At 65.0% G+C, this 15950-nt stretch carries 19 protein-coding genes and 1 pseudogene; 11 read left to right on the top strand and 9 right to left on the bottom strand.

What is annotated here, in order from left to right:
* Together RMO25_RS11040 and glpX are read right to left on the bottom strand one after the other, a co-directional pair.
* Positions 1–303 (bottom strand): annotated as a pseudogene (locus RMO25_RS11040) (single-stranded-DNA-specific exonuclease RecJ); the annotation flags it as partial.
* A gap of 37 nt (positions 304–340) precedes the next feature.
* Positions 341–1318: a class II fructose-bisphosphatase gene (gene glpX / locus RMO25_RS11035; protein ID WP_309662649.1), complete on the bottom strand. Its 978-nt coding sequence runs from the start codon at positions 1316–1318 to the stop codon at positions 341–343.
* 102 nt (positions 1319–1420) lie between these two features.
* On the opposite strand from glpX, the gene RMO25_RS11030 reads away from it, so the two are divergent.
* On the top strand, positions 1421–2425 hold the full coding sequence (locus tag RMO25_RS11030) for an amidohydrolase family protein (protein WP_309662648.1): 1005 nt from the start codon (positions 1421–1423) through the stop codon (positions 2423–2425).
* Between the two features lie 54 nt (positions 2426–2479).
* On the opposite strand, the gene RMO25_RS11025 is transcribed toward RMO25_RS11030, so the two are convergent.
* The 3 genes from RMO25_RS11025 to RMO25_RS11015 are packed head-to-tail and all read right to left on the bottom strand — an operon-like array spanning position 2480 to position 4942.
* Entirely contained in the window at positions 2480–3058 is a 579-nt protein-coding gene (locus RMO25_RS11025) for a hypothetical protein (protein ID WP_309662647.1), read from the bottom strand.
* A 45-nt stretch (positions 3059–3103) separates the two neighbouring features.
* Positions 3104–4282: an LL-diaminopimelate aminotransferase gene (locus tag RMO25_RS11020; RefSeq protein ID WP_309662646.1), complete on the bottom strand. Its 1179-nt coding sequence runs from the start codon at positions 4280–4282 to the stop codon at positions 3104–3106.
* Positions 4283–4324: 42 nt separating this feature from the next.
* Positions 4325–4942 carry a trimeric intracellular cation channel family protein gene (locus tag RMO25_RS11015; RefSeq protein WP_309662645.1) on the bottom strand — a complete coding sequence of 206 codons (618 nt, stop codon included), beginning with the start codon at positions 4940–4942 and terminating at the stop codon, positions 4325–4327.
* A gap of 93 nt (positions 4943–5035) precedes the next feature.
* On the opposite strand from RMO25_RS11015, the gene RMO25_RS11010 reads away from it, so the two are divergent.
* Positions 5036–6850, top strand: coding sequence for a class I poly(R)-hydroxyalkanoic acid synthase (locus tag RMO25_RS11010; protein WP_309662644.1), 1815 nt, complete (start codon positions 5036–5038; stop codon positions 6848–6850).
* On the opposite strand, the gene RMO25_RS11005 is transcribed toward RMO25_RS11010, so the two are convergent.
* From RMO25_RS11005 to rarD, 3 genes are read right to left on the bottom strand one after another with little or no spacing between them, the layout of a single operon-like run.
* A complete protein-coding gene (locus RMO25_RS11005; protein WP_309662643.1) occupies positions 6847–7068 on the bottom strand; it encodes a hypothetical protein in 222 nt (73 codons plus the stop codon). The two genes, RMO25_RS11010 and RMO25_RS11005, sit on opposite strands and share 4 nt — an antisense overlap.
* A gap of 17 nt (positions 7069–7085) precedes the next feature.
* Positions 7086–7628, bottom strand: coding sequence for a hypothetical protein (locus RMO25_RS11000; protein ID WP_309662642.1), 543 nt, complete (start codon positions 7626–7628; stop codon positions 7086–7088).
* Between the two features lie 35 nt (positions 7629–7663).
* Entirely contained in the window at positions 7664–8590 is a 927-nt protein-coding gene (gene rarD / locus RMO25_RS10995) for an EamA family transporter RarD (RefSeq protein ID WP_309662641.1), read from the bottom strand.
* A 123-nt stretch (positions 8591–8713) separates the two neighbouring features.
* Between rarD and RMO25_RS10990 the strand changes: the two genes are divergently transcribed.
* The 6 genes from RMO25_RS10990 to RMO25_RS10965 are packed head-to-tail and all read left to right on the top strand — an operon-like array spanning position 8714 to position 12491.
* Positions 8714–9394, top strand: a complete 681-nt coding sequence (locus RMO25_RS10990) for a DUF4893 domain-containing protein (protein ID WP_309662640.1) — start codon at positions 8714–8716, stop codon at positions 9392–9394.
* Positions 9391–9759 carry a ribose-phosphate pyrophosphokinase gene (locus RMO25_RS10985; protein ID WP_309662639.1) on the top strand — a complete coding sequence of 123 codons (369 nt, stop codon included), beginning with the start codon at positions 9391–9393 and terminating at the stop codon, positions 9757–9759. Before RMO25_RS10990 ends, RMO25_RS10985 begins: the two co-directional genes overlap by 4 nt.
* A 10-nt stretch (positions 9760–9769) precedes the next feature.
* Positions 9770–10897: an RluA family pseudouridine synthase gene (locus RMO25_RS10980; RefSeq protein WP_309662638.1), complete on the top strand. Its 1128-nt coding sequence runs from the start codon at positions 9770–9772 to the stop codon at positions 10895–10897.
* Entirely contained in the window at positions 10894–11568 is a 675-nt protein-coding gene (locus RMO25_RS10975) for an HAD-IA family hydrolase (protein WP_309662637.1), read from the top strand. Before RMO25_RS10980 ends, RMO25_RS10975 begins: the two co-directional genes overlap by 4 nt.
* On the top strand, positions 11561–11785 hold the full coding sequence (locus tag RMO25_RS10970; RefSeq protein WP_309662636.1) for a hypothetical protein: 225 nt from the start codon (positions 11561–11563) through the stop codon (positions 11783–11785). Before RMO25_RS10975 ends, RMO25_RS10970 begins: the two co-directional genes overlap by 8 nt.
* Positions 11786–11798: 13 nt before the next feature.
* Positions 11799–12491: an ATP12 family protein gene (locus tag RMO25_RS10965; RefSeq protein WP_309662635.1), complete on the top strand. Its 693-nt coding sequence runs from the start codon at positions 11799–11801 to the stop codon at positions 12489–12491.
* On the opposite strand, the gene gmk is transcribed toward RMO25_RS10965, so the two are convergent.
* Positions 12488–13150 carry a guanylate kinase gene (gene gmk / locus RMO25_RS10960; protein ID WP_309662634.1) on the bottom strand — a complete coding sequence of 221 codons (663 nt, stop codon included), beginning with the start codon at positions 13148–13150 and terminating at the stop codon, positions 12488–12490. The genes RMO25_RS10965 and gmk overlap by 4 nt on opposite strands.
* Positions 13151–13273: 123 nt before the next feature.
* Between gmk and RMO25_RS10955 the strand changes: the two genes are divergently transcribed.
* From RMO25_RS10955 to murA, 3 genes are all read left to right on the top strand, one after another.
* A complete protein-coding gene (locus tag RMO25_RS10955) occupies positions 13274–14029 on the top strand; it encodes a phasin family protein (RefSeq protein WP_309662633.1) in 756 nt (251 codons plus the stop codon).
* Between the two features lie 149 nt (positions 14030–14178).
* The gene (gene clpS / locus RMO25_RS10950) at positions 14179–14511 is read left to right on the top strand and encodes an ATP-dependent Clp protease adapter ClpS (protein WP_309662654.1); all 333 of its coding nucleotides are present in this window, start codon (positions 14179–14181) and stop codon (positions 14509–14511) included.
* A 155-nt stretch (positions 14512–14666) separates the two neighbouring features.
* Entirely contained in the window at positions 14667–15950 is a 1284-nt protein-coding gene (gene murA / locus RMO25_RS10945; RefSeq protein WP_309662632.1) for a UDP-N-acetylglucosamine 1-carboxyvinyltransferase, read from the top strand.

The following is a 15950-nucleotide window of genomic DNA, read 5'->3' as shown; positions in this document are numbered from 1 at the left end:
CAGCGCCGCGCTAGTCGCGCCGTCAACGTCGTAATCGCCGAAGATGGCGATGGCCTCGCCCGCCTCGACCGCGTCCGCGAGGCGCTTGGCCCCCTTGTCCATGTCCTGGAAGACCGACGGGTCGGGGAGGAAGTCGCGGATGGTCGGCAGGCGGTGGCGGGCGAGGTCGTCGCGCTCGACGCCGCGGGACTGCAGCAATTCGTCGATCAGCGCATCGGGCGCCAATCCTGGCTCGGTCCCGGAGCGGCGCCAGCGCCACGGCTGGCCGCTGACCGACCGTTCGACGTTCAGTGCGAAATTCACCTGAGGATTGTAGCCCCGGGCGAGCGCGGGTCCAGAGCTAGCGATGATGTTCGGCGGTCACGCGGCGCACGGTGCCCGAGCTGGCGCGCATCACGATGCTCTCGGTGGTCACGCAAGCCTTGCGGACATGGACACCGGCGAGCAGCGAACCGTCGGTGACCCCGGTGGCGGCGAAGATGCAGTCGCCCTTGGCCATGTCTTCGAGCGCGTAGATGCGGTCGAGATCGTCGATCCCCCAACGGCGGGCGCGGGCGATTTCGTCGTCGTTGCGGAACAGCAGCCGGCCCTGAATCTGACCGCCGACGCAGCGCAAGGCGGCGGCGGCAAGCACCCCCTCTGGCGCCCCGCCGGTGCCCATATAGACGTCGATCCCGGTCTCCGGGTTGGCCACGGCGATTACGCCTGCGACATCGCCGTCGGGGATCAGCTGGATGCCGCAGCTTAAGGCGCGCAATTCGGCGATCAGCTCGGCGTGGCGCGACCGGTCGAGCACGCAGACGTTGATCTCCGACGGGTCGACGCCTTTCGCCTTGGCAACCGAGCGGATGTTGTCGGACGGGCTTCGAGCAAGGTCGATCGTCCCCGCGGCATAGCCGGGACCGATGGCCAATTTGTCCATGTAGACGTCGGGCGCATTGAGCAGGCATCCCTGCTCGGCGATGGCCAGCACGGCGAGCGCGTTGGGGCCACCCTTGGCGGTGATAGTCGTGCCTTCCAGTGGGTCGAGCGCGATGTCGATCTTGGGGCCGGAGCCCTGCGCGCTGCCGACCCGCTCGCCGATGAACAGCATCGGCGCTTCGTCGCGCTCGCCCTCGCCGATCACTACCGTGCCGTCCATCGGCAGTTCGTTCAATGCCGCCCGCATCGCTTCGACCGCCGCATGATCCGCCGCTTTCTCGTCGCCACGCCCGATCAGCTTCGCGGCCGCGATCGCCGCCGCCTCGGTCACCCGCACCATCTCCAGCACCAGCACACGGTCGAGGACGGACGAGGCGGTAACGTGCCGGTTCGACATGGGAGAAAGCGCTCCTTGATTGACGGCTGAGCGATAGGCAGCCGAAACAGGCTTGTCGAGGCGTCCGCGGGGCGGTCTACTCGGGCCGAGGAGGGCAAGCCGATGCGAATTTGGGTTGCCGCTGTGCTGATGGTGATAAGCGGGACTGCAAAAGCGGCACCGCCGCTGCCGGTGCTCGATGTCCACATGCACGCGCTCGCCGCCGACCCGCAGGGGCCTCCACCGATGGGGATGTGTACGCCGTTCGTGGAATTTCCGGCGTGGGATCAGCGCCATCCTTACTCCGAAGCGTTCATGGCCCGGCTGAAGCATCCCAAATGTCCTAACCCGGTGTGGTCACCGAAGACCGACGTCGAAGTGATGAACCAGTCGATCGCGGCCATGAGGCGGCGCAACATCTACGGCGTGTTGTCGGGAACCGCGGCGCGGGTTGCGACCTGGCGCGAGGCGGCGCCCGGCCGCTTCATTCCGGGCTTGTCGTTCGGCATTAGTGACCACATTTCGATCGGCGACCTGGAGCGGCTGCATGCGGCCGGGGCGCTCGACGTGATCGGTGAACTCACCACCCAATACGAAGGTATCGAACCCACTGACCCCCGGCTCGAACCCTATTGGGCACTTGCCGAGCGGCTCGATATTCCGGTCGCCATTCACGTCGGCCCGGGTCCGTTTGGAGTCATCTACATGGGTGCCAGCGGATATCGCGCGCGGATGCACAGCGCGCTGTCTATGGAAGAGGTGCTGGTTCGGCACCCGCACCTTCGCGTCGATATCATGCACGCCGGTTATCCGATGGTCGACGACCTACTGGCCCTGCTTTACGCTCATCCGCAGGTTCATGTGGACACCGGCGTGATCGTTTTTACCCAACCGCGCGCCGCCTTTTATCGCTTTCTTCAGCGGATCGTCGAAGCGGGGTTCGCCAACCGCGTGATGTTCGGGTCGGACCAGATGGTATGGCCAGTAGTGATCGAGCGTTCGGTCAAAGTGATCGAGGACGCACCATTCCTAACCGCGCGGCAAAAGCGCGACATTCTTTACAACAACGCGGCCCGGTTTCTGCGACTGACCCCGCAGGAGCGCGCGCGACAGGCGAAAGGCCTCTAGTCGCGCCGGACGTCCTTGGGGTCGATAGCTAGGAACATGCGCGGTCGCGCGGATCTAGCCGTCCAGCCCGCCGCGCTCGCAGCTCGCAACCTCAAGCAACAACAGGCCGGTGGCGACGAAACTCAGCGCGACGATCCAGGCGAAGCTGGCGACGACGGCCGGGGTCGGACCGAACAGCAGGACGACCACGCTGGACAGTGACAGGCCGACGATCAGGACCAGAGCGAGCAGGCAATCGGTCGCCGCCGCGACGCTAGTCCAGGTCCGGACGGAGCCGTGAACGCGGCGACTTTTGACGCCCAGGATGATGCTCCGCAAGGCCAGCCAGCCGATGACGATGTTGACGGTCGGGAAGAATTTCGATTCGCTATTGAGGAGGAACAGCAAGCCGGCGAGGACCGTGACGGCCCCGGCCAGGATGGCGAGGTAGCGGGTTTCGCGGCGTATCCGCCCGGCGGCAAGCTCGATCAGGCCGGCGAGCAGCAGCAACACGCCGACGACCGAGCTGGATATGCCTTTTTCGACCGGCAGCAGCGCGGCGCCGGCGCTGAGCACAATCATCGCCACGCCCGCCGCGCTGATCCACCGCGAGCGATTGTCGTCGGTGGTGCGGGTTTGATCGATGGCGGTCACCGGCCGCAGTGTAGCAAAGTCTCGCGCCGGCAACCATGCGGCTTGTCAGCTCTTGGCCAGCATCCGCTTCACGCCGCGCGCGGCTTGGCGCAGGCGTTGCTCATTCTCGACCAGGGCGATGCGGACGAAACCCTCGCCTTCCTCGCCGAAGCCGACACCTGGCGCGACCGCGACTTGCGCTTCGGTGAGCAATCGCTTGGCGAACGCCATCGACCCGAGCTCGCGGAACGCCTCCGGAATCGGCGCCCAGGCGAACATCGATGCTTGCGGCACCGGGATGTCCCAGCCGGCGCGGCCGAAACATTCGACCAGCACGTCGCGGCGCTTTTTGTAGAGCGCTCGGTTATAGGCGACGATTTCCTGCGGGCCATTGAGCGCGGCGGTCGCGGCCGCCTGGATGGGGGTGAAGGCGCCATAATCGAGATAGGATTTGACCCGCGCCAGCGCCTCGATCAGCCGCGCGTTGCCGACCGCAAAGCCGATCCGCCAACCGGCCATCGAATAAGTCTTGGACATTGACGTAAACTCGACCGCGACCTCCTTGGCGCCCTCGACCTGGAGGATCGACGGGGTCGGCACGTCGCCGAAGTAGATTTCGGCATAAGCGAGGTCGGAGATGACGATCAGGTCGTGCTCGCGGGCATAAACGACCAATCGCTCGTAAAAAGCCAAATCGGCGACGTAGGCGGTCGGGTTGGACGGATAGCCGATCACCAGCACCTTGGGCCGCGGGACGGTGTAGCGCATTGCCATTTCGAGCCGGCGGAAAAAGTCTTCGCCAGGCGCGGCGGGGATCGAGCGCACCGCGGCGCCGGCGATGATGAAGCCGAAGCTGTGGATCGGGTAGCTCGGGTTGGGCGCCAGAACGACGTCGCCGGGCGCCGTGATCGCCTGGGCGAGGTTGGCGAGGCCCTCCTTGCTGCCCAGCGTGACGATCACTTCCGTATCGGGATCGACGGAGACGCCAAACCGTCGCTGGTAATAGGCCGCCTGCGCCTTCCTTAAGCCGGGGATGCCGCGGCTCGCCGAATAGCGATGAGCGTTGGGCTTGGCCGCGACTTCGGCGAGCTTGGCGATGACATGGGCCGGCGGGGCGCCGTCGGGGTTGCCCATGCCGAGATCGATGATGTCCTCACCACGCGCGCGCGCCGCCGCCTTCATCGCGTTGACCTCGGCGAAGACGTAGGGCGGCAGGCGCCGGATGCGGTAGAAAGTCTCGTCCATCGCGCCATTCATAGAGATTATGCTGCAGTGCGAAAGGGCGGCTCAACCGTTGTAGGCAGGCAGCGACCAGCCCCTGTGGATTGCGGCGCCGCGCAGGGCGAATCCGGCCGCGGCGGCGATGATTGCGGCCAATATGCCGGAGGCCCCGAGCAGGACCAAAGCGACGAACAAGCCGGCAGACAGAGCGGCGGCGGTGACGTAAAGTTCGGGCTTCATCAGGATCGATGGCTCGTCGGCCAGAACGTCACGGATGATGCCGCCAGCACAAGCGGTCATGACGCCCATGGCGAAGGCGGGGACCGGCGCGATGCCGAAGCTCAAGGACTTGGCCGCGCCGAACGTGGCATAAGCGGCAAGCCCGGCGGCATCGAACCAGGCCAAAGCGCGGCCCCTCCATTTCTGCTGCGACGTCAGCCACACGCCGAGCGCGGCGAAAATGCACAGCAGCAAGGTCCAATTGGTATGGACCCAGAACACCGGGGCGCCGATCAACAGGTCGCGGATGGTGCCGCCGCCAACCCCGGTGACAACCGCGAAGAAGATGAAGGTGACGAGCGTCTGGCGTTTCTCGGCGGCGAGCAGCGCGCCCGATACGGCGAACACCAGGATACCGAAATAATCGAGCAGCTCGAGCGTACCGTGGATTGGTGTCAGGCCCATTGGCCGTCTTTTGCGAGGAGTGCCGCGGCGAAGCAATCCAGGATTGCGCTGGATTGCTTCGCTTCGTTCGCAATGACGCGTAAAGGGAAGGGCATGACCGAAGAAACAAAAGCCGGTGCGGCCGGCATGCCAAGCCTCGAGGATTGGCAGCATTGGACGCTGGTGATGGGCCGCGCCCAGCAAATGCTGATGCAGGCCTGGGCCGACAGCCTCGACAGCAGCAGCAGCAAGAGCCAGCCGTTCGCCGGCTGGGACGCGATGCCCGGTATGGCCAGCCCGAGTGCGTTCGGCTTCAGCATGCCCGGCGGAACTGGCGCCGAAGCAGGAATGACCCAGGACCCGATGGCCCTGATGACCGCCGGCGCCCAGGCGTGGGCCAAGGGTCTGGAAGCCTGGGGTCATATGCTCGGCGTCGATCCCGCCAAGGCCGAGGTGAAGGATCGCCGCTTCGCCGCGCCCGAGTGGCGCGACAACCCGCTATTCGACACCATTCGCCAGACCTATCTCGCGCTGTCGGACCGGATGCTCGGGTCGGTCGACGAGATCGAGAATGTCGACGACGAAACCCGTCACAAACTGAAGTTCGCGGCCAGGAATTTCGTCGATGCGATGAGCCCGTCCAATTTCGCGCTGACCAATCCGCAGGTTCTGAAGCGGACGATCGAAACCCGCGGCGAGAATTTGCTCAAGGGCCTCGCCAACATGCTCAAGGACATCGCCGCCGGGCAGATGACCCAGAGCAAGCTAGGCGCATTCGAAGTTGGCCGGAACCTCGCGACGACGCCGGGCAAGGTCATCCACGAAACACCGTTGTACCAGCTGATCCAGTACACGCCGACTACCGATACGGTGCTGGCAACCCCGTTGGTCGTGTTCCCGCCGTGGATCAACCGCTTCTACATTCTCGACCTCAACCCCGAAAAAAGCTTCGTCAAATGGTGCGTGGATCAGGGCCTGTCACTGTTCATGGTCAGCTGGAAATCGGCCGACGAAAGCATCGCCGACGTGTCGATCGACGATTATGTGCTGGGCGGGCAGATCGACGCGATCGACGCTATCCGCGACATTCTCGGCGTCGGACAAGTCCACGCCATCGGCTATTGCGTCGCCGGCACGACGCTCGCCGCGACGCTCGCTTACCTCGCCGCCAAGGGCGAGGCGGCCAAGGTCAAATCGGCGACCTTCTTCACCGCCCAGGTCGATTTCGCCGAAGCCGGCGATTTGAAGATGTTTCTCGGCCCCGAAGTCATGGGGCTGCTTGAGCAATTGACCACCGACAAGGGCTTCCTCGACGGCCGCTACATGGCCGCGACCTTCAACCTGCTGCGCGGCCGCGATCTCATTTGGAGCTATGTGGTCAACAATTATTTGCTGGGCGAGGAGCCGCCGCCGTTCGACCTGCTGCACTGGAACAGCGACACCACCAATCTGCCGGCCGGCTGGCACCGCAACTATCTCGAAACGCTATACCAGGGAAACAAGCTGGTCGAGAAAGGCGGGATCAGCGTCGCGGGGACGCCGATCGACCTCGGTAAGGTGGCGACGCCAAGCTACATCCAGGCCGGCCGCGAAGACCATATCGCGCCGCCGCAAAGCGTGTGGAAAATTATGAACCACTTCACCGGCGACAAGCGCTTCGTGCTTGCCGGGTCGGGCCACATCGCCGGCGTGGTCAACCCGCCTGCCGCGGGCAAGTATCAATATTGGGTCAATGACAAACCGGCCGGCACGCTGGAGTCATTCGTCGACGGCGCCACCGAGCATAAGGGCAGCTGGTGGCCGGACTGGCTGGCGTGGCTCAAGGAGCAGGATCCGAAGAGCGTCGCGGCCAAGGGCGCGCGGGTTCCCGGCAAGGGAAAACGCAAGGCCATCGAGGACGCCCCCGGCCGCTACGTCAAGGAGCGCTAGAAGATTCCACCGCCGAGCATAAGCCGGACGATGCCAACGACGATCACGAACAGGTTGAGGTTGCGCCCCGCCGTCCCGCGCGAGGCCATGCCGACGGCGGCGCCGATTACCGCCAATGGAATGATCAACCAGTTCGCCCAGCCGAGTAGGGGCAGGAAGGCGACCACCGCGAAAATGAGGGCGACGACACCGATGATCAGCGAGGCGAGGTTGAGCATGACGCGTTGCTTAGCAGCTAACGGGCGGTTGCCACAGGCGTGATGTTCGCCAGCGTTTCATTGCCGCAGCGAATTTCCACCGTCCTGATCGGCTGCCGCAGCGGCCATTCGCCGCGAAGGTCGTGGGTAACCGGGGCCTGGCCAGCGTCGCCCGACGGCGGATAAACGATCACCGTCGCGAAGGCTTGAGCTGGATAGGTCTTGCGGACCTGCAAGGTTCGATCGAAGGTGACTTGATAGCCCCCGGTTCGCGTTATCACTTTGCCAGTCACGATCAGGGTCGGCGCCACGCCTGGACCAGACGTCATATCGACCCGTGCCGTCCAGTCCCGCGAGGACGTTACCGGACAGCTTAGTTGCGGCCCCGGCGGATAGCCGGCCGGCGGATAAGGGTTGGGCGCGGGATAACCTGGACCCGGCGGATACGGGGCAGGCGGGTAGGCGTCGCCGGGATAGGCGGGCGGATAGGGCTGGCCGGACGGATAGGATTGGCCGGGCAGCATTGTGTCGCACCCGGCGAATAGCAGCGCCGCGGCGCTGACAAGAAGCATGCGTTTCATGCCGCTAGCAATGCGGCAAGGGCGTTACGGTTCCCTCATTCCGGTGCTTGCGGTGCCTGGGACGCACGCGGCGCGCGGATCAATTCGACCAGGTATAGCGCCAGCGCTGCCCAAATCGCCCCGAAGGCAATCGCATGGGCGCGGCCGAACGGTTCGCCATAAAGCCACACCGCGCACAGGAATTGCAGCGTCGGAGCGAGGAATTGCAGCATCCCAAGCGTCGAATAAGGCAAGCGCCGCGCGGCGGCGGTGAACAGCAACAGCGGCGTCGTCGAAACCACGCCGGCAGCGATCAGGAGCGTCGTGTCGCTGGTTGTGCTACCGAGTAGCGGTGCACCGACCGCGAAGCGCCAGGCCAGCCAACCGATCGCCAGCGGGAACAGCAATGCGGTTTCAATGCCGAGCCCGGCGACCGCGTCGACCAGGGCAATCTTGCGCAGCAGGCCGTAGGTGGCGAAGCTGACGCATAAAGTGAGGCTGATCCACAGCTGGCCAAGCGCACCGACGGCGAGGGCAAGAATGCCGGCGGCAGCGATGGCGATGGCGACCCACTGTAGCGAGGACAGGCGCTCCTTGAGGATAAATCTCCCCAGCAGGACGTTGGCTAGTGGGTTGAGATAATAACCGAGGCTCGCGGCGAGGATGTGACCGCTGGTCACGGCGTAGACATAGAGCAGCCAGTTGATGCCGATCAGCGTCGCGGTCGATAGCAGGAGCAGCAGCGTTCGACGGCGCCGGATGGCTTGCCGAATTTGGCTCCAGCCGCGGCTGACGAACAATAGCAGCGCAAGAAACGGCAGCGACCAGACAATGCGATGGGCGACGATGTCGACGGCCCCAACTGCGGTCAGCGCCTTGAAGTAGATCGGCAGGACGCCCCACAGGCTGTAGGCGGCGACGCCGAACGCAAAACCGCGCCGGGCTTCCGGATGCGGCTGGGCTCGAGTGGCGGCGGCGTTCATTCGACGCGCGCCTAGCCGCGCTCAGCGCGAAGTGAAAGCTCATGCTGAACGGGGCGTTGGTTGAAACCAGGGGCGCAGCCTGTCACTTTGCACCGTCGCGTTTCGTAATAAGGTCCGATGCCCGTGCAATTGCTGTCATCCTTCCTGCGAATCGCTTGCCTGTTGGGCTTCGTCGCCATCACGTCCGGGTGCGCCATGCAGCCCAAACCGGTGCAACGGACGGGCGCAACGGTGGTGGTTGAACCCCCGCCTAAGTCTGAAGCCTGGACGCAAATCGCCACGACGGCCGACGAGACTCGGATCTCGCGGCTTGGACTGGCTTGGCAGCAAGCGCTGGCCGAGGCCAAGCCGGGCTTTGCCGGAGATATTCGAAGAGAAGGGGTGTTGCTCGATCCGCGCGGTGCGCTGCCGCGCCCGGCGCCAACGCCTGGGAGCTATAATTGCCGCCTGATCAAGCTCGGCAAAGCCAATGCGAAGGCCGTGGCGTTCGAGCGCTTCAAACCGTTCTTCTGCTACGTCCAGGTCGAAGATGATTTGCTGACCATCGTCAAACAGACTGGCAGCCAGCGACCGGCGGGGCGATTGTGGGAAGACGACCAGCCAGACCGTCTGATCTACCTTGGCAGTCTGGCGCTCGGCGACCAGCAGCAGCCGCTGGCCTATGGCGACGATCCCAAGCGCGACATGGCCGGCGTGTTCGAACGCATTGCCCCGTTCCGCTGGCGGCTGGTGATTCCCTGGCCGCAAAGCACGTCGAAGCTCGATGTGTTCGAACTGACCCCGGTCGCCGACCAACCAAAATGAGTGCGGCGGGACGGCTCGCCGACCCCGCGGAAGTTCGCGCGCACTTGCTCGCCGCGGCGGCCGCCGGCGAATCGATTACTTACTCCGAACTGTTAAACCAGCTGGGCCACGCTTTCTCCCGGCCCAAGATGCGGGCGCTGTGCAAAGTGCTGGGCGCGGTCGATCGCGATGGCGCGGAGCGCGGCGAACCCGAGCTTGCGGTGCTGGTCGTGCGGCAGTCGGACGGCATGCCCGGCCAAGGCTGGTGGGTCGACGGCGGGGCGTCCAGCCATAATTATGCCGGTCCGTGGGAAGGCCCGCTGGCGCGACGGCTGATCGACAACCTGCAGCGCCAGGCGTTCGACTATTGGCGACACAGAAGCTAAGCGCGCGGCCATGGCCGACCCGCGCACCTTTACCATCACCGAGGACGATGACGGCATCCGCCTCGACCGCTGGTTCAAGCGCAACCTACCCGACGTCAGTTTCAACATCGTCTCGCGCTGGGCCCGCACCGGCCAGTTACGCCTCGACGGCAAGCGCGCCACGCCGGGCGACCGGATTGAAGCCGGGCAACAAATCCGCCTGCCGCCACCCGAAGCCGCGCCGGCGAGCGCGCCGCGGCCACAACGCAAGATCGAACTGCTGACCCCAGAAGAAATCGAACTGGTTCGCGAGATGGTGATCTACCAGGACCCGTACGCGTTCGTGCTCGCCAAGCCGCCGGGCCTCGCGACGCAGGGCGGCACCAAGACCCATCACCATCTCGACCGGCTGCTAGACGGGCTTGCCGACGATGCGGGCGCGCGCCCCAAGCTGGTCCACCGGCTCGACAAGGACACTTCGGGCGCGCTGCTGGTGGCGCGGACGGCGCGGGCCGCCGGCCATTTCGCCAAGGCGTTCGCCGGGCGCACCGCGCGCAAAGTCTATTGGGCGCTGATCGTCGGCGTACCGAGCCTCGAGGAAGGCCTGATCGACCTGCCGCTGGCCAAACAGCCCGGCACCGGCGGCGAGAAGATGCACGTCAGCGAAGAGGCGGGGCAGCCGGCCAAGACCCGCTGGCGGGTGATCGAGCGCGCCGGCAACCGCACGGCCTGGGTCGAATTGCAGCCGCTGACCGGCCGTACCCACCAGCTGCGCGCGCATATGGCGGCGATCGGTCATCCGATCGTCGGCGATGCCAAATATGGCGGACCGGAAGCGTTTCTGACCGGCGGGATCAGCCGCAAGCTTCACCTGCATGCCCGCCGTATCCGCATCGACTCACCCGACGGCAAAGCGATCGATGTCACCGCCGAGGTCCCGCCGCATTTCGCCGAAACGCTCGCGACACTGGGTTTCGAGCCGATGGCCGGCGACATGCTGCCGCTCGACCGCCCTGATCCGGCCAAGTCGCTGGAGGTCAAGCAGCGCCGCGAAGCCGCCGCCGCCAAGTCCCGTCGCCGCGAGCGCAAGGGCGAGCGGCGTAGCCGCGGTGGCGCCAAGCCGGCGCGGGGGTCGACTGGTCGAGGCAAAAAGACGTGAACCGCCTCGCGATTTTCGATTGCGACGGGACTTTGGTCGATAGCAGTGCAACGATTTACGCGGCGGTCACGGAAGCCTTTGCCGAACATGGCCTGGCCGTGCCCCCGCTCAACGAGAGCCGCCGGGTGATTGGCCTCAGCCTGATTGAAGCGATGGCGGCGCTGATCCCCGAAGCCAGCGGCGACGTGCATGCGCGACTGACCGAGACCTACAAGGCCAAATTCTTCGCCGCCCGCGCCGAAGGCCGGGTCGAAGAGCCCTTGTTCGACGGTATCGTGGAATTGCTCGACGCCCTCGAAGCGGACGGCTGGCGGCTCGCCGTCGCCACCGGCAAGTCGGCGCGCGGCCTCCAATATTGTCTTGAAAATCACGGGCTCACGCGGCGCTTCATCTCGCTGCAAACCGCGGATTTGCACCCGTCAAAGCCGCATCCTTCGATGGTGCTGCAGGCGATGGCCGACGCCGGCGCCAGGCCGGAGATGACCGTGGTCATTGGCGATACGTCCTTTGACATGGGCATGGCCCGCGCGGCTGGCGCGACGGGGATCGGCGCCGGTTGGGGCTATCATGACGCGCATGAATTGCTCGACGCCGGCGCGGCGGCGGTCGCCGATCACCCGCTCGACGCCCTCGCTGTGATCGAACGGGCCAAGGAAAAACTCTATGGATGACGAAGCCATCTGGAAGCGCCGCTTTCACCTTTTTGCCTTACTACGCTTGGCGGGGCTGGCCTTGATCTTCCTCGGGGTCGCGATCGCCTACACCGGCCTGTTACGCGAAGGCGGCTGGCCAGCGGTCGGCCTGATTGTTGCTGTCGGCGGGCTGATTGACGCCGTGTTCGCGCCGCGTTTCCTCAAGAAACTATGGGAGCGCGAGGACGTCCAGTGAAGCGGATCTGGCGGTGAAGCGTTTCTGGAAAGTCGCGCGGACGGTACCGGTAGGGAAGGGATGGGGCGTCGAGCTCGATTCCAAGCCATTGCGCACCCCGGGGCGAGCGATGCTCGCGGTTCCCACAGAAGCGCTCGGTCTAGCGGTCGCGCGCGAGTGGTCGAATGCCGAGACAACGATCAGGCCCCGCGCGATGCCGCTTACTGGCCTGGCCAATGCCGCGATCGATCGCATCGAGCCCGATCGCGCCACGTTCGCCGCTCACCTGGGCCAATATGCGCAAGGCGATCTCGCTTGCTATCGCGCCGAGGGCCCCGAGACTTTGGTCGGCTGGCAAAAAGACAGCTGGGATGCACTGCTCGCCTGGGCGCGGCGGCGCTATGATGTCGATTTCTCCACCACGACCGGCATCGTCCACGTCGATCAGCCGCAGGCGACGGTCGACCGGTTGGCCCATGCCGTCGGCGAGCTCGATCCATTCCATCTCGCCGGCCTGTCGCCGCTGGTGACGATCGGCGGTTCGCTGATCGCTGCACTGGCCGTGCTCGAGAGCGCGCTGACGCCCGAGCAGGCGTGGCATGCGGTCAGCATCGACGAGCGCTGGCAGATCGAGAAGTGGGGTTCAGACGCCGAAGCCGAGACGGCGCTGGCCAATCGGCATTCGGATTTTCTTGCGGCTGCCCGGTTCCTGGCGCTGCTCGCCTAAGCGGCGCCGCGAGTCCCAACCAGGTCGCGGACGAAGGTTACCAGCCCCGCCTGTCGAGACCGCTTCAGCCGTTCGGCGGCAACGATTGCCCGGACATCGGCGAGACAGGATTCGGTCTCACTGTTGACCAGGACATAATCATATTCGGCCCAGTGGCTGATTTCGCCGGCCGCGCGCGACATGCGATCGCCGATGACTTCGCCGCTGTCGGTACCGCGCTGGTGCAGGCGCCGCTCGAGCTCGGCTAACGACGGCGGCAACAGGAAGATCCGGACCAAATCCTCGCCCATCGCCGAATGGAGCTGCTGGGTGCCTTGCCAATCGATGTCGAACAAAATGTCGCGGCCGTCCCGCAATGCGTCCTTCACCGGCACCTTGGGCGTGCCATAGCGGTGGCCGAACACTGGTGCCCATTCAACGAAATCGCCGGCGGCGATCATCGCATCGAACTTGGCATCGCTGACGAAGTGATAATCGACATCATCCTGCTCGCCGGGCCGGATCGGGCGAGTCGTGGCGCTGATCGACATGGTGATGGTCGAGTCGGATTCGAGCAGCATTCGCGAAATCGTCGACTTGCCGGCCCCCGACGGCGACGACAGCACGATCAGCAGGCCACGGCGGCGGCGCCCGGATTGTTCGTCGATCGGCAGGTCCATGACCGCTCTTGCTTCGGGTGAGCCGTGGCCGTCAAGCGGTCAAATGTTGCACTGCACCATTTTTCGCTTGAAATGCCGCAGCGCAATGCTTATTGTGCACTGCAGCATATAGAGGAAATGACCATGACCACACAAACCCAGATTCAGTCCGACGCCGCCGTTGATGCACCTGCGAAGGTCGTCAAGGCCGTCACCGATACCGCCAAGCAGGTTGTCGCCGAGACGACCAAGACCGCCAAGATTGCCAAGCGGGCGACTGCTCGCCGCACCAAGCGGGTCGCCAAGCGCGTTACCAAGACCGCCAAGTCGGCCATCGCCGCTCGCAAGAGCCGTCGCGCCAAGACTGTTCGTACCACCAGCACTGCGGCTCGTAAGCCCGCCGCGGCCGCTTTCAACCCAAGGATCCCAACCATGAACTTCACGCCCACCAACATGTTCGAAGGCTTCAATGCTTTCACCGGCAATTCGCCCTTCCAGGCGATGTTCACCCAGACCGGTGAGCGCGGCCAGGAAGTCGCCAAGAAGTCGCAGAAGGTTGCTCAGGAACTGACTGAGCTCGCCCGCGCCAACGTCGAAGCAATCGTCGAGGCCGGCCGCGTGGCCGCCGAAGGCGCACGCTCGATCGGCCAGGACGCCGTTGCCCGCACCCGTGAGGGCGCCGAGCAGGCCGCCGACGCGATCCGTTCGCTCGCCGAAGCCAAGTCGCCGACCGAGTTCGTGCAGCTTCAGAGCGAGCTTGCCCGCACATCGTTCGACCGCATGGTCGCCGAGACCTCGCGCATGACCGAATCGATGGTCAAGCTCGCCGGCAAGGCGTTCCAGCCGCTGTCGAATCGCGCGACCGCCAATGCCGAGCGCATCAACACTATCGTTGCCTGACACCCTCCCCTCCTGAAGTCAGGTAATGCCGGCGGCCGCCCTTCCCCAAGGGCGGCCGCCTTTTTCATGTCCGCTTTGCCTGCTGTGGCTTGCAGCATGTTAAGCGGTTGCCATATTCATGGGTCAGGATGAGCATGCGCTGGACAATGATGGCCAACGAGCCCGGAAATGACGACGGCCTCGATGATATCGAGACCGGCGTCGCTACGAAGACGCGCCCGCGGACCAAAAAACCGTCCAATTACACGGTGCTGATGCTCAACGCCGACTATACGCCGATGGAGTTCGTCGTTCTGGTTCTGCAGAGCTTCTTTGCGATGAGTATCGAAGACGCGACCCGGGTGATGCTCCAGGTGCATCAGCAGGGACTCGCGATTTGCGGCGTGTTTACCTACGAAGTGGCCGAAACCAAGGTCACCCAGGTGATCGATTTCGCCCGCGAGAATCAGCACCCGCTACAGTGCACGCTGGAGAAGGCGTAACCTTCCCCTCTCCTTAAGGGGAGGGGCTAGGGGCGGGGAATCGATCGTGCGGCTCGATGCCGTTCGATCGATGACTTCCCAAGGCTCGCTGACCGCTCGCACCCACCCCCAACCCCTCCCTTGAAAGGGAGGGGAGTTCGACCTAGGCCGCGGCGGTGGACAGCATCTGGATCAAGGGCGGCCAGCGCCTCGAAGGTAAGATACCCATTTCCGGGGCCAAGAACGCGGCGCTGACACTGCTGCCCTGCGCGCTTCTGACCGACGAGAAGCTGACGCTGGGCAATCTGCCTCGATTGGCCGATGTCGACAGCTTCGGCCACTTGCTCAACCAGCTTGGCGTCTCGACGATGATCGAAGGCGTCAAGAAGGGCGAGATCGGCCGCAGGATGACGCTCCAGGCGGCCGAAATCGCTTCGACCATTGCGCCCTATGACATGGTCCGCAAGATGCGCGCGTCGATCCTGGTTCTGGGGCCGATGCTGGCACGGGCCGGCGAGGCGACGGTTTCGCTGCCCGGCGGCTGTGCGATTGGCGACCGCCCGATCGACCTCCACTTGCAAGCGCTCGAAGCGCTGGGCGCGGACATCGAGCACGCCGCCGGCTATGTGAAGGCGTCGGCGCCCAAGGGCCGTCTCGCCGGCGGCGACTTCAGCTTTCCGGTGGTGTCGGTCGGGGCGACCGAGAACGCGCTGATGGCCGCTGTCCTGGCCAAGGGCCGCAGCCAATTGTTCAATGCCGCGCGCGAACCGGAAATCGTCGATCTGTGCAACTTGCTGGTGGCGATGGGCGGCCAGATCGAGGGCATCGGCTCGGGCCATTTGATTATCGATGGAGTCGAGGGGCTCCACGGCACCGCCTACGAAGTCATGCCCGACCGCATCGAAGCCGGCAGCTATGCCTGCGCGGCCGGGATCACCGGCGGCTCGATCGACCTCATCGGCGCCCGGCCCGACGACATGCTGGCGATCACCAACGCGCTCGCCCACGCCGGGCTGATCGTCGAATTCCACGACAAGGGCATCAAGGTCAGCGCCGACGGGAAACTGAAACCGCTGGCGCTGTCTACCGCCCCGTTCCCGGGCTTTCCAACCGACATGCAGGCGCAGTTCATGGCCATGCTTAGCCTCGCCGAGGGTGAAAGCTTCCTCGAGGAAACGATCTTCGAGAACCGCTATATGCACGTTCCCGAACTGCGCCGGATGGGCGCCAATATCGAGGTCCGCGGTCGCTCGGCCTTGGTTCACGGCGTCGAAGGCTTGACCGGCGCCGCTGTGATGGCGACCGACTTGCGCGCGTCGATGAGCCTGGTGCTGGCCGGGCTGGCCGCCGACGCGGAAACCGAAGTGCTGCGCGTCTACCACCTCGACCGCGGCTACGAGCGGCTTGAGGAGAAACTCTCCGCCGTCGGCGCCACTATCGAGCGGCGGACGAGCGGCTGA

It is taken from the genome of Sphingomonas sp., assembly GCF_031361285.1.
Taxonomy (GTDB): Bacteria; Pseudomonadota; Alphaproteobacteria; order Sphingomonadales; family Sphingomonadaceae; genus Sphingomicrobium.
Note: the sequence above shows the minus strand (reverse complement) of the source record. Positions and strands in the feature narration are given on the sequence as shown.